Origin of the sequence: Streptomyces sp. NPDC088706 (genome assembly GCF_044752765.1) — a bacterium.
Classification (GTDB): domain Bacteria; phylum Actinomycetota; class Actinomycetes; order Streptomycetales; family Streptomycetaceae; genus Streptomyces.
The window spans coordinates 513,373-526,058 of the sequence record NZ_JBIVLW010000003.1 but is presented as its reverse complement, the minus strand read 5'-3'; the positions used below and the strand labels follow the sequence as shown (position 1 = coordinate 526,058).

At 73.2% G+C, this 12,686-nt stretch carries 9 protein-coding genes; 5 read left to right on the top strand and 4 right to left on the bottom strand.

Features of this window, described 5'->3' with window-relative positions; all coding sequences use genetic code 11:
* Positions 1–6 precede the first annotated feature (6 nt).
* The 4 genes from ACIQAK_RS11835 to ACIQAK_RS11820 all read left to right on the top strand — a co-directional run bounded on the left by ACIQAK_RS11835 (position 7) and on the right by ACIQAK_RS11820 (position 4,325).
* On the top strand, positions 7–858 hold the full coding sequence (locus ACIQAK_RS11835) for a M24 family metallopeptidase (RefSeq protein WP_366391641.1): 852 nt from the start codon (positions 7–9) through the stop codon (positions 856–858).
* Complete coding sequence (locus ACIQAK_RS11830; protein ID WP_366391640.1) at positions 855–2,627, top strand: SDR family oxidoreductase; 1,773 nt, start codon at positions 855–857, stop codon at positions 2,625–2,627. Before ACIQAK_RS11835 ends, ACIQAK_RS11830 begins: the two co-directional genes overlap by 4 nt.
* 95 nt (positions 2,628–2,722) lie before the next feature.
* Positions 2,723–3,625, top strand: a complete 903-nt coding sequence (locus ACIQAK_RS11825) for a MerR family transcriptional regulator (RefSeq protein ID WP_366391728.1) — start codon at positions 2,723–2,725, stop codon at positions 3,623–3,625.
* Between the two features lie 157 nt (positions 3,626–3,782).
* Positions 3,783–4,325, top strand: coding sequence for an RNA 2'-phosphotransferase (locus tag ACIQAK_RS11820; RefSeq protein ID WP_366391639.1), 543 nt, complete (start codon positions 3,783–3,785; stop codon positions 4,323–4,325).
* A gap of 25 nt (positions 4,326–4,350) precedes the next feature.
* Here the strand turns inward: ACIQAK_RS11820 and ACIQAK_RS11815 are convergent, their stop codons facing one another.
* Both ACIQAK_RS11815 and ACIQAK_RS11810 read right to left on the bottom strand, forming a co-directional pair.
* Positions 4,351–5,247 carry an LLM class flavin-dependent oxidoreductase gene (locus ACIQAK_RS11815; protein WP_366391638.1) on the bottom strand — a complete coding sequence of 299 codons (897 nt, stop codon included), beginning with the start codon at positions 5,245–5,247 and terminating at the stop codon, positions 4,351–4,353.
* Positions 5,248–5,257: 10 nt separating this feature from the next.
* Complete coding sequence (locus tag ACIQAK_RS11810; protein ID WP_366391637.1) at positions 5,258–6,130, bottom strand: DUF72 domain-containing protein; 873 nt, start codon at positions 6,128–6,130, stop codon at positions 5,258–5,260.
* A gap of 154 nt (positions 6,131–6,284) precedes the next feature.
* On the opposite strand from ACIQAK_RS11810, the gene ACIQAK_RS11805 reads away from it, so the two are divergent.
* Positions 6,285–7,130 (top strand): Cof-type HAD-IIB family hydrolase, encoded by an 846-nt coding sequence (locus ACIQAK_RS11805; RefSeq protein WP_366391636.1) that lies wholly within the window; start codon positions 6,285–6,287, stop codon positions 7,128–7,130.
* 59 nt (positions 7,131–7,189) lie between these two features.
* On the opposite strand, the gene ACIQAK_RS11800 is transcribed toward ACIQAK_RS11805, so the two are convergent.
* Positions 7,190–8,896 (bottom strand): GAF domain-containing protein, encoded by a 1,707-nt coding sequence (locus ACIQAK_RS11800; RefSeq protein WP_366391635.1) that lies wholly within the window; start codon positions 8,894–8,896, stop codon positions 7,190–7,192.
* 69 nt (positions 8,897–8,965) lie between these two features.
* A complete protein-coding gene (gene cydD / locus ACIQAK_RS11795) occupies positions 8,966–12,628 on the bottom strand; it encodes a thiol reductant ABC exporter subunit CydD (protein ID WP_366391634.1) in 3,663 nt (1,220 codons plus the stop codon).
* Between the last annotated feature and the right edge of the window lie 58 nt (positions 12,629–12,686).

Sequence of the window (12,686 nt, the reverse complement as noted above, 5' to 3'; positions counted from 1 at the left end):
GGTGGCATGGTCGCGGCAGCGCAGGACGGAAACGCCCCGGGACTGCGGGGGTTCAGAGAAGTGCAGCGCCTCGCCTTCGCCTGCGCCGAAGCCGTCGCCGGCCAGCTCAGACCGGGGGTCACCGAGCGTGAGGCGGCCCGGATGCAGCGCGTGTGGCTGCGGGAGCAGGGCGTGAGTGACTGGTTCCACCTCCCCTTCGCCTGGTTCGGTGACCGGACGGCGTTCGCCGGGTTCAAGGTGCCGCCGCAGTTCTTCCCGACCGACCGGAAGCTGGAGCCGGGCATGCCGTTCATCCTCGACATGGCCCCGGTGTACCGGGGCTGCACCGCCGACATCGGCTACTCGGGCTGCCTCGGGCTCAACCCCCTCCACGACAGGCTGCTGGCCGACCTGGAGGCGCACCGCGAGCTGATCCTGCGGGAGGTGCGCGAGCGCCGCTCGCTCCGCGAGATCTACGAGGACGTCGAGCGCCTCATGACCGCGCAGGGCTATGCGAACAGGCACCGGGCCCACCCCTTCGGCGTGATCGCCCACAAGGTGGACCGCGTCGCCGAACGGCGTTGGTCGCCGCAGGTGTTCGGGTTCGGCACGCGGGCCCTCAAGGGGCTGGTGAGCGACGCGGTGCACGGTCACCGGGACGGCTGGTCACCGCTGTGGAGCCCGTACCGCTTCTCCGACCACCCCCCGCGGCCCGGCCTGTGGGCGGTCGAACCCCACCTCGGATTCCGGGGTACCGGCGCGAAGTTCGAGGAGATCCTGGTCGTCACCGACTCCGAGGACCCCGAGCAGAGCGCCTTCTGGCTGGACGACGATCTGCCGCATGTGCGGCGCTGGGCCGAGGAGAGGGTGGCGGCGTGAATCTGCCGGGAGCGCGCGAGCGCCGGATACGAACGGGCGGCATCGAGCTGTGTGTCGCCGAGCTGGGGGACGCGGACCGGCCGACGGTGGTGCTGGTCCACGGGTACCCGGACAGCAAGGAGGTCTGGTCCGAGGTCGCCCTGCGGCTGGCCGAGCGGTGGCACGTCGTGCTGTACGACGTCCGGGGACACGGCAGGTCGACGGCGCCGAAGCCGCTGCGCGGCGGCTTCACCCTGAAGAAGCTGACCGACGACTTCCTCGCGGTGATCGACGCCGTCAGCCCGGACCGGCCGGTCCATGTGGTCGGGCACGACTGGGGGTCCGTGCAGTCCTGGGAGTTCGTCACGGTCGGCCGGACCGAGGGCCGGATCGCCTCCTTCACCTCGATGTCCGGTCCGTCCCTGGACCACTTCGGGCACTGGATCAAACGGCGGATGGCCCGGCCCACCCCGCGCCGGGTCGGTCAGCTGCTGGGCCAGGGCGCCAAGTCCTGGTACGTGTACCTGCTCCATACGCCGGTGCTGCCGGAGCTGGCCTGGCGCGGCCCCCTCGGCAAGCGGTGGCCCGGAATCCTCCAGCGGCTGGAGAAGGTACCCGCGGGCGACTACCCGACCGCCTCCCTGCCGGACGACGCGGCGCACGGGGCCTGGCTCTACCGGGACAACGTCCGCGCCCGGCTGGGCAGGCCGCGCGCCGACGCCTACGCCCACGCACCGGTCCAACTCATCACGCCGACCGGCGACTCCTTCCTCTCCGAGCGGCTCTACGACGACCTGGAGCACTGGGCCCCCCGCCTGGTGCGCCGGTCGCTGCCGGCCAAGCACTGGGGGCCGCGTACCCGGCCCGACCAGCTGGCCGCGTGGATAGGCGAGTTCGCCGCCTCCCACGAGGTGGACGGCCAGGAAGGGCCGACGGCCCAGCAGCCCGCGGCGAAGGGGCCGTACGCGGAGCGGTTCGGCGGCCTGCTGGTGCTGGTGACGGGTGCCGCCTCCGGGATCGGGCGGGCCACCGCCTTCGCGTTCGCCGAGGCGGGCGCCCGCGTGGTGGCCGTGGACCGCGACGCGGACGGGGCTGCCAGGACGGCGGAGCTGGCCCGGCTGGTCGGGGCTCCGGCGGCCTGGGGCGAGGCGGTCGACGTCAGTGACGAGGCGGCGATGGAGAAGCTCGCCGACAAGGTCGCCGCCGAGTACGGCATCGTCGACGTCCTGGTCAACAACGCCGGGATCGGGCTCTCCGGCCCCTTCCTGGAGACCACGAGCCAGGAGTGGAAGCAGGTCCTCGACGTCAATCTCTGGGGCGTCATCCACGGCTGCCGGATCTTCGGCAAGCAGATGGCCGACCGGGGCCAGGGCGGCCATATCGTCAACACCGCCTCGGCCGCCGCCTTCCAGCCCTCCCGGGCCCTGCCGGCGTACGGCACGTCGAAGGCGGCCGTGCTGATGCTCAGCGAGTGCCTGCGGGCCGAGCTGGCGGAGAAGTCGATCGGGGTCAGCGCCATATGCCCCGGCATCGTCAACACCAACATCACCGCCACCGCCCGGTTCGCCGGGGCCGACGCGGCGGAGGAGCAGCGCCTGCGGAAGCGCACCACCCGGCTCTACGGGCGGCGCAACTACCCGCCTACGCGGGTCGCCGACGCGATCCTGCGTGCGGTCGTCCGCAACCAGGCCGTGGTGCCGGTGACCCCCGAGGCACGCGGCGCCCGGCTGCTCTCCCGGGTCAGCCCCGGGGCGCTGCGGGCAATCGCCCGGCTGAAGCCGCCGCTGTGAGCGGGCGGGAGGCCGGAGCGCCGAGCGGGCGCCAGACCGCCACGGGCTCCGGACCGGGCCCCGCGGCGGAGGGCCGGAGCGCCGCCGAATACCGGATCGAGGGCCTGGCCCACGCCAGCGGGGTCACGGTGCGCACGATCAGGGGGTACCAGGACCGGGGGCTGCTGCCCACGCCGGAGCGGCGCGGGCGGGCCAATGTGTACGGGGAGGCCCATCTGGCCCGGCTGCTCCAGATCGCGGACCTGCTGGAGCGCGGGTACACCCTGGCCAGCATCAAGGAGCTGCTGGAGGCGTGGGACGCGGGGCGGGGACTGGGCGGGGTGCTGGGCCTGGTAGCCGAGGTGAGCGGGCCCTGGACCCACGAGGAGGCCGCCCGGGTCACCCGTGAGGAGCTCGACGCGAGGTTCGGCGGAACGCAGGACGACGAGGCGATCGCCGAGGCGGTGGAGCTCGGGGTGCTGGAGCGCGTCCCGGGCCGGGTCGACGAGTTCCTCGTGCCCAGCCCGCAAGAGCTGGCGGTGGCGGTGGAGTTGCACGCGGCGGGTGTCCCGCTGCTCGCCATCTCCGGTCATCTGAAGGAACTTCGCGGCCAGGTCGAGCACATAGCGTCCCGATTCCTGGAGTTCACCACCGAGCACGTCTTCGCCCGCTATCTCGGTCACCGCCCGCCCACCGACTCCGACGCGGCCGAGGCGGCGTCCCTGGTGCGTCGGCTGCGGCCGCTCGCCCAGCAGACGGTGGACGCCGAACTGGCCCGGGCGATGCGGATATTCGCCACGCGCCACCTGCATCACCACCTCGGTTCGCAGGAGAGCGCCGTCGAGGACAGCGAGACCCGTCCGGTGCTGCTGCCCTCCCGTACAACGCGGGCCGTCGAGGCGCTGGTCGGCGCGGACCGGGTGGCGGCGTTCGTGACCGCAGCCGCCGAACGCGAGGTGCAGGCACGCACTTTGAACACGCTTGCCGCATCTCTTCCGATAGCCAACAAAGTTGACTAAAGGGGCCAAATCGCCTAGCAGTTGTCCACAGAATGGCCAAACAGGCTGTGGATAACCGGAGTTGGCTGTGGATCAAACATAGATACGAGAAAAGCCGAAAAGAATCCTGTCAGAAATCCGGATGCACCGGTGATCTGCTCACCGGCACTCTGGCGGGATGGACGAACGTCGCACCGTCAAGGTGTCCAAGTACCTCTCGAAACATCTGCGGCACCAGCCGGAGCGCCTCGGCATCACCCTCGACGACAACGGCTGGGTGGACGTCGAGACGTTGCTGCACGCGGCGGCCCGGCACGGCTTCACCATCACCCGTACCGAGCTCGACCACGTCGTCACCGTCAACGACAAGCGCCGCTTCACGGTGGACGGCGACCGCATCCGCGCCAACCAGGGTCACACCGTCACCGTCGACCTGGACCTGCCGCCCGCACAGCCGCCGGCGTACCTCTACCACGGCACGGTCCCCCGGGTGCTGGACGCGATCCGGGCCGAGGGGCTGCGCCCCATGGCCCGCCACCACGTCCACCTCTCCCCCGACCGCGAGACGGCCACCCGGGTCGGCGCCCGGCGCGGCCGCCCCCTGGTGCTCACCGTGGACGCCGGCGCCATGCACCGCGCCGGCCATGTGTTCCGGGTCAGCGCCAACGGGGTCTGGCTCGCCGACGCCGTACCCCCTCGGTTCCTGCGCCTGCCCGGATGAGCCGCCGCCGGGGGAAACCGGGCTGTCAGGCCAGCTGGGCGGGCGCCTCGGTCACGATGCGCTCGTAGACGGCCGGATCGGTGTCGAAGACGGAGTCCGGGATCGGGGCGTGGATGGCGATCTCGGTGAATCCGAGCTCCGCGTGCCGGCCCGCGAAGTCGACGAAGGCGTCCACCGACTCCAGCGGGGTGTTGCGGTCGGGTGTGAACCCGGCGAGCAGGATCCGCTCCACCTCGGAGGCGTCCCGGCCGACCTCCTCGCAGGCCGCGGCGAGCCTCTTGGTCTGGTCCCGAATCGCCTCCACCGACTGCTCCGGCGTCCCCTCCTCGTACAGCTTCGGGTCGCCCGTGGTGACCCACGCCTGCCCGTGGCGGGCGGCCAGCCGCAGACCGCGCGGGCCGGTCGCGGCCACCGCGAAGGGAAGCCGCGGGCGCTGGACGCAGCCCGGAATGTTACGGGCCTCCACGGCGGAGTAGTGCGTTCCGTGCTCCGTCACCGCGTCCTCGGTGAGCAGACGGTCCAGGAGCGGGAGGAACTCGCCGAAGCGGTCGGCACGCTCCCGTGGGGTCCAGGCGTCCTGGCCCAGCGCGGTGGCGTCGAACCCGCTGCCTCCGGCGCCGATGCCAAGGGTGATCCGGCCGCCGGAGATGTCGTCCAGGGAGATCAGCTCCTTGGCCAGGGTCACGGGGTGGCGGAAGTTCGGCGAGGTGACCAGGGTGCCCAGGCGCAGCCGCCGGGTGGCCGTCGCGGCGGCGGTGAGCGTGGGGAGCGCGCCGAACCACGTCCGGTCGCGGAAGCTCCGCCAGGACAGGTGGTCATAGGTGTAGGCGGCGTGGAACCCCAGGTCCTCGGCGCGCCGCCATGTGTCACGGCCTCCGTCGTGCCAGCGGTAGATCGGCAGAATCACAGTGCTCAGTCGCATGAGGGCGACCCTACGAGAGGTCGAGCAGGTGGCGCATCGCCTCCGCGGCACGGACCGCGGCGTCCCCGCAGCAGTTGTTGAACAGGACGTGGACCTCCCGCACCTGCTCGGCCGTCCCGCGGATGCGCGGGACCCACTCGGAGAGTTCCTCCGGCGTGTAGTCGTGCCGGAACCGCTCCTCCTTGGTGCCGGTCCCCCAGGCGCTGTTGCGGCCGTGGAAGCGGACCAGGGCGAGTTCCGGGGTGGTGACCCGGACGATCGGCGGTACGGACGCGGGAAGCGTCTGCACCATGTCCACGGCCACGGCGGTCGCGTCCAGCTCCGTCAGCAGGGCGGTCGTCGCGTCGAGGTGTTCCTCGCGCCACCACCCGGGGTGCCGGAACTCCACGGCCATCGGCCAGCCCGCCGCGCGCTCGCGGCACCGGCGCAGGAACTCCACCGCGGGCGGGCCGGGAACGAGCCGGTTCGGGAACTGGAACACCAGCGTCCCCAGCCGCCCGGCTGCGCGCAGCGGTTCGAGGGCCCCGCTGTAGCGGTCCCACACCTCGTCGAGCAGCCCGGGATCGATGCCGCCCCGCTCCGACTGCCGAGCGAGGGCCGGCCGCAGGTCGGCGGGGAGCGCTTCCGGCCGGGTCGGATGCCCGGTGAGCAGGGAGAATGCCTTCACATCGAACCGGAAGCCCTCGGGCGTGCGGTCGGCCCACAGCAGGCTGTTGCGGGTGCTGGGCAGCCCGTAATAGGTGGAGTCCACCTCCGCCACCGGGAACTGCTCGGCATAGTGGCGCAACCTGCCCTCCGCGTCGCGCCGTCCCCTCGGATACCAGCCGCTGGACACCAGCGCCTTGTCCGTCCACGAGCAGGTTCCGACCCGTATCTCTCCCATGCCGCCCGTCTTCCCCGCATGCGCCGGTGGACTCGCCCGGCCACCCGAGAACCGTTGACATATGCCGGAGGAATGTTTCGCAGATCAGCGACGTGACCACTCACATGTGCGTCCCTCCGCACGCACGTGCACCCCGGTGGGCGAGAATGGCGAGGTGACCTCCGCTACCGATGCGCCTCTGCCCGCCGTGACCCGGCTGATCGCAACCGACCTCGACGGAACCCTGCTGCGCGACGACAAGACGCTCTCCGCGCGCACCGTCGCCGCGCTCGCCGCGGCCGAGGAGGCCGGGATCGAGGTCTTCTTCGTGACCGGCAGGCCGGCCCGCTGGATGGGCGTCGTCAGCGCCCACGTACAGGGCCATGGGCTGGCGATTTGCGCCAACGGCGCCGTGGTCACCGATCTGCGGGCGGACCGCGAGCTGCTCACCGTACGGGCGCTGGAGCGCGAGGCCGCCCTGCATGTCGTGCACACTCTGCGCGAAGCCGCCCCCGGCACCTCCTTCGCCGTCGAGCTGACCACCGGCATCCACTACGAACCGTCCTATCCGCCCTTCCACCTGGACCCCGGCGCCACGGTCGCCATGGCCGAGAAGCTGCTGCACGAGGACGTGCCGGGTCAGGGCGCTCCCCTGCTCAAACTCCTCGCCCACCACACCGAGATGCCCCCCGACGCCTTCCTCGCCCTAGCCCGTACGACGGCCGGGGAACGGGCCTCCATCACCCGGTCCAGCCCCTCCGCGCTCCTGGAGGTCAGCGGCCTCGGCGTCTCCAAGGCCAGTACGCTCGCCGCCTGTTGCGCCGAGCGCGGTATCTCCGCGGCCGAGGTGGTCGCCTTCGGCGACATGCCCAACGACATCGAGATGCTCGGCTGGGCCGGTACCTCGTACGCCATGGGCAACGCCCACCCCGCCGCACTGGCCGCCGCGTCGGGGCGGACCCTCACCAACGAGGAGGACGGTGTGGCCGTGGTCATCGAGCGGATCCTCACCGCCCGCTGACCGCCCTTCAGCTCGCCTCCGCAGAGCGGCGTCCGGCCCACCGCACGAGTGCTGCGCGGTCACAGCGGCGCCTCCCACACCACCGTCGTACCTCCCCCGTCCTCCCCGATGCCAGGGCCGAACCAGCTCGCCCCGCCCAGCGACTCCGCCCGCCGGGCCAGGTTGCGCAGACCGCTGCGGCGCCCGCCCTCCGGGATGCCCACCCCGTCGTCAGCCACCGACAGACGCACCGCGGCCCGGCCGTCCGGCAGGGTCACCGTCGCGTCGACGACCACGTCGATCACCGAGGCCCCGGCGTGCCGGAAGGCGTTCGACAGGGCCTCGCGCAGCGCGGCGACGAGGTTCTTGCCGGTCAGCTCCCCGACGAGCGAGTCGACGGCGCCGAGGAAGCGGTGCGCGGGCTTGAAGCCGAGCGGGACCGCCGCCATGTTGATCTCCCGCAGGACGCGGGTGCGGAGCCCCGAGGGCGCTTCGGCCGGTTCCTGCTGGAGCGCGAAGATGGCCGTACGGATCTCCTGGATGGTCACGTCCAGCTCGTCGACCGCCCGGCCCACCCCCGTCCGCACCTCGGGGACCACCGACCGGCGCTGCGCGCTCTCCAGCATCATCCCGGTGGCGAACAGCCGCTGGATGACCAGGTCGTGCAGGTCCCGGGCGATCCGGTCACGGTCCTCGTAGACCGCGAGCCGCTCCCGGTCCCGCTGCGCCTCGGCCATCATCAGCGCGAGGGCGGCCTGCGAGGCGAACTGGGTGGCGAGCGTCCGCTCGGTCCGGCTGAACGGGCGCGCACCCCGCGCCCGGGGCGTGGCCAGGGCGCCGAGCACCCGGCCGCCGCTCTGCAGCGGCAGCAGCATGCTCGGCCCGAACCGGCCGGCCAGCCTGGTGACCATGCGGCTGTCGGCGGCCGAGTCGTCGATGAAGACCGCCTCACCCGCCAGCAGCTTCGCCACCACCGTGGAGCGGGCCGGAATGATCACCCCGAGCGAGGACGAGGGATCGTCGGCGGAGACGGCGACGATCTCCAGACCACCGTCCCCGGAGGGCAGCAGCACGATGCCGGCGGCGGAATCGGCGAGGTGGCGGGCCTGCTCGGCGACGACGGAGAGCGCGTCGTCGGCGTCCCCGCCCGACAGGAGCGCGGTGGTCACCGCCACCGATCCGTCGATCCAGCGCTCCCGCTGCCGTGCCGCCTCGTACAACCGGGCGTTGCCGATGGCGATCCCGGCCTCGGTGGCGAGCACCCGCACCATGTGGAGGTCGTAGTCGCTGAACTCGCCGCCGCCTTGCTTCTCGGTCAGGTAGAGGTTGCCGAAGGTCTCCCCCTGGACCCGGATCGGCACCCCGAGGAAGCCGCGCATCCCGGGATGGCCGGGCGGGAAGCCGGCGGACCGCGGATCGCCGGTGAGGTCGGCCAGCCGTACGGGTTCGGGGTGGTGGATCAGCGCGCCGAGCAGGCCGCGGTGTCCGTCGGGCCCGCGCCCGATCGCCCGGGCGACCTCCGCCGGGACCCCGTGGGTGACGAAGTCGCAGAGCCCGTCGCCCGCCTCGTCGACGACGCCGATGGCGGCGTACCGGGCGTGGGCGAGCTCGGCCGCGGTCGCACAGATCCGGTCGAGGGTGGAGTGCAGTTCCAGCCCGGTGCCCACCGAACGCATCGCTTCCAGGAGCTGCGGAATCCGGGCCGCGAGTTCGGTGGAGAGGCCGCGCAGGCCCCGGGTGGCCTCGGTGGCGGCGTCGACTGGGTCCTGCGGGTCCGGCTCTGCCATGACCCGAGCCTAGTTAGTGGCGATTGGGGAGGAAAGTCGGGTTTTCTCTTTGTTGGTGCCGGACGGGGCTCAGGCCGCCGCCACCGTCTCCACCTCCCGCTCCAGCATCCGGCGCAGCAAACCGTCCTCGGCGGCGAGTTCCGCGTACGGGCCGCGCTGCGCCACCCGGCCCGCGTCCAGCACCAGTACCTCGTCGACCGCTTCGACTCCGGCCAGCCGGTGGGTGATCAGCACGGTCGTCCGCCCTTCGGTCGCCGCCAGCAGGTCGGCGGTGAGCGCGTCGGCGGTCGCCAGGTCGAGGTGCTCGGCCGGCTCGTCCAGGACCAGGACCGGGAAGTCGGCCAGCAGCGCCCTTGCCAGGGCGAGGCGCTGGCACTGGCCGCCGGAGAGCCGGGCACCGTGCTCGCCCACCGGGGTGTCGAGCCCTCGGGGCAGGGAGCGGACCCACTCCAGCAGCCGGGCCCGGGCGAGCGCGTCGTACAAATCGGCGTCGGTCGCGCCGGTACGGGCCAGGCGCAGGTTCTCGCGGATCGAGCTGTCGAAGACATGGGCGTCCTGGGCGCACAGGCCGACGGACCGCCGTACGGTGTCGCCGTCCAGGTCGGCCGCCTCCACACCACCGAGGCTGTACGTCCCCGAGGAGGCGTCCAGGAAGCGGAGCAGGACCTGCGCGAGCGTCGTCTTCCCGGAGCCGGAAGGGCCGACGACCGCGATGCGGCGACCGGGCACCAGCGTCAGGTCGAGCGCCTCCAGGGCGTCGTGGCGCGCCCCCGGATAGCGGGCCGACAGCCCCCGGACCTCCAGCGGGAACGGAGAGGCGGGCGCATCGGCCGGGGTCGCGGGCTCCCGTACGGGTACGGGGGCGTCGAGCACCTCGTACACCCGCTCCGCGCTCCTCAGGACCCGTTGGCGGTACTGCACCGCGAGCGGCATTCCGGCGACGGCCTCGAAGGCGGCGAGCGGGGTGAGCACCACCACCGCGAGCGCGACCCCGGACAGCCGGCCGTCCTGCACGGCGGGCACGGCGACGAGTGCGGCGGCCACCACCGTGAGCCCGCAGGCCAGGGCGGAGAGCCCGCCGCCGAGAGCCGTCGCGGTGGCGGCGCGGGAGGCGATCCGGGTCAGCAGGCCGTCGGCGGCCCGCACGTGGGCCTGCCGGGCCGGGAGCTCTCCGGCGACGGTCAGCTCGGCCGTACCGCCCAGGAGATCGGTGACCCGGGTGGCCAGGGCGGCCCGCGCCGGGGCCAGCCGACGCTCCGCACGGCGGGCGCAGGCACCGCTGACCAGCGGCACACCGGCCCCGGCGACCAGCAGCCCGACCGCCAGGATCACGCCCGCCTCGGGCAGCAGCCAGCCGGTGAACCCGGCGGCGGCCACGGAGACGGTGAGCGCGGTCCCGGCGGGCAGCCGCCAGCGCAGCCAGTAGTCCTGGAGCGCGTCCACGTCGGCGACGAGCCGGGAGAGCAGGTCGCCCCGGCGCACCGTGCGCAGACCGGCGGGCGCGACGCGTTCGAGGCCCCGGTAGACCGCCACCCGGAGTTCGGCGAGCAGCTTGAGCACGGCGTCATGGGAGACCAGGCGTTCCGCGTACCGGAAGACCGCCCGGCCGATGCCGAAGGCGCGGGTCGCGGTGACCGCCATCATCAGGTAGAGCACCGGAGGCTGTTCGGAGGCGCGGGAGATCAGCCAGCCGGAGACGGCCATCAGCCCCACGGCCGACCCCACCGCGAGGCTGCCCAGCAGGAGCGCCAGGGCCAGCTGCCCGCGCTGCGCGCCCGCCGCCCCACGGACCCGGGCGAGCACCCGCCCGGAGCGGGCGTCGGTCGCCCGCGCCCCTTCGGTCGCGGAAGCCGCGTCGGCCTCCCGGCCGCTCCGAGCCTCCGTGCCGCTCCGGGTTTCCCTACCGCCCCCGGTCTCCCGTACGTCCTCGGGCTCCCGTACGTCCTCGGGTTCCCGTACGTCCTCGGGCTCCAGCAGGTCAGCGGCTTCCAGTACGTCGCCGGGGCGGCGCGCGTCCATCGGCTCGCCGCCCGCGAACGGCTGCGGGACGGGCAGGCCCGGCGCGGCGAAGGTGTCCACGGGCTCGGCGCCGTCGGCCCCCCGTGGCTCCAGCGTCACCACCCGGTCCGCCACCGCCAGCAGCGCCGGGCGGTGGACGACCAGCAGCACGGTCCGTCCCGCCGCCAGCCTCCGTACCGCGTCGACGATCCCCGCCTCCGTCTCACCGTCCAGGCCCGCGGTGGGCTCGTCGAGCAGCAGCAGCGGCCGGTCCGCCAGAAACGCGCGGGCGAGCGCGAGGCGCTGGCGCTGGCCCGCGGAGAGCCCGGCGCCGTCCTCGCCCAGCCGGGTCCGCACCCCGTCGGGCAGCTCCCTGACGAAGTCGTACGCCCCCGCGTCCCGCAACGCCCCCGCCACGGCCTCGTCGTCGGCGTCGGGCCGGGCCAGCCGGACGTTCTCCGCGATGGTGCCCGCGAAGAGGTGCGGGCGCTGCGGGACCCAGGCGATCCGGCGCCGCCAGCGCTCCAGGTCCACGCCGGCGAGGTCCCGGCCGCCGACCCGGACATGTCCCTCGTCGGGTACGGCGAACCCCAGGACCACGTTCAGCAGGGTGGACTTGCCGACGCCGCTCGGGCCGACCAGGGCGACGGTCTCGCCCGGCTCGACGGTGAGCGAGACGGCATCCAGCGAGGGGTCGGTACGCCCCTCGTGGCGCACGGTCACACCCTCCAATTCCAGGCGCGTCGAGTCCGGAACGTCCTCGGTGCCCACCGCCCGGGACTCGGCCTCCAGGACCGCGAAGATCTCCTCGGCGGCCGAGAGCCCTTCCGCCGCCGCATGGTACTGCGCCCCTACCTGCCGGACCGGCAGATACGCCTCCGGGGCCAGGATCAGGACCACCAGACCGGTGTAGAGGTCGAGTTCCCCGTGCACGAGTCGCATCCCGACGGTGACGGCGACCAGGGCGACCGACAGGGTCGCCAGCAGCTCCAGGGCGAACGAGGAGAGGAAGGCGATCCGCAGAGTGCGCAGGGTCGCCCGGCGGTACTGCGAGGTGATGGTGCGGATCGATTCGGCCTGCGCCTTGGCCCGGCCGAAGACCTTGAGCGTCGGCAGTCCGGCGACGACGTCCAGGAAGTGGCCGGAGAGCCGGGAGAGCAGCTGCCACTGCCGGTCCATCCGGGACCGGGTGGCCCAGCCGATCAGGATCATGAAGAGGGGGATGAGCGGCAGGGTGACCACGATGATCGCCGCCGAGACCCAGTCCTCGGTGACGATCCGGACCAGCACCGCCACCGGCACCACGACCGCGAGTCCGAGCTGTGGGAGGTAGCGCGCGAAGTAGTCGTCGAGCGCGTCGACCCCGCGGGTCGCCAGTGCCACCAGGGAGCCGGTGCGCTGCCCGCTCAGCCAACCGGGGCCGAGGAGCGTGGCCCGCTCCAGGAGCCGGCCACGCAGCTCGGACTTGACCGCCGCGCTCGCCCGGTGGGCCGCCAGCTCGGTGAGCCAGGCGATCAGGGCGCGCCCGAGGGCGACCGCCGCGAGCAGGAGCAGCGGGGTACGGAGTTCGGTGACCGTAAGGCCTTCCTCGAAACCGCCCACCACGATCTCGGCGATGAGCATCGCCTGGGCGATCACCAGTGCGGCGCCGACCAGGCCGAGGGCCACCACGGCCGCCAGGAAGAAGCGGGTGGCCCGGGCGTACCGCAGCAGGCGCGGGTCGATCGGTTTCACGTGAAACATCCCCCAGCGGGATCGGTGGGATCGGTGAGATCGGTGGGATTGGCGAGAT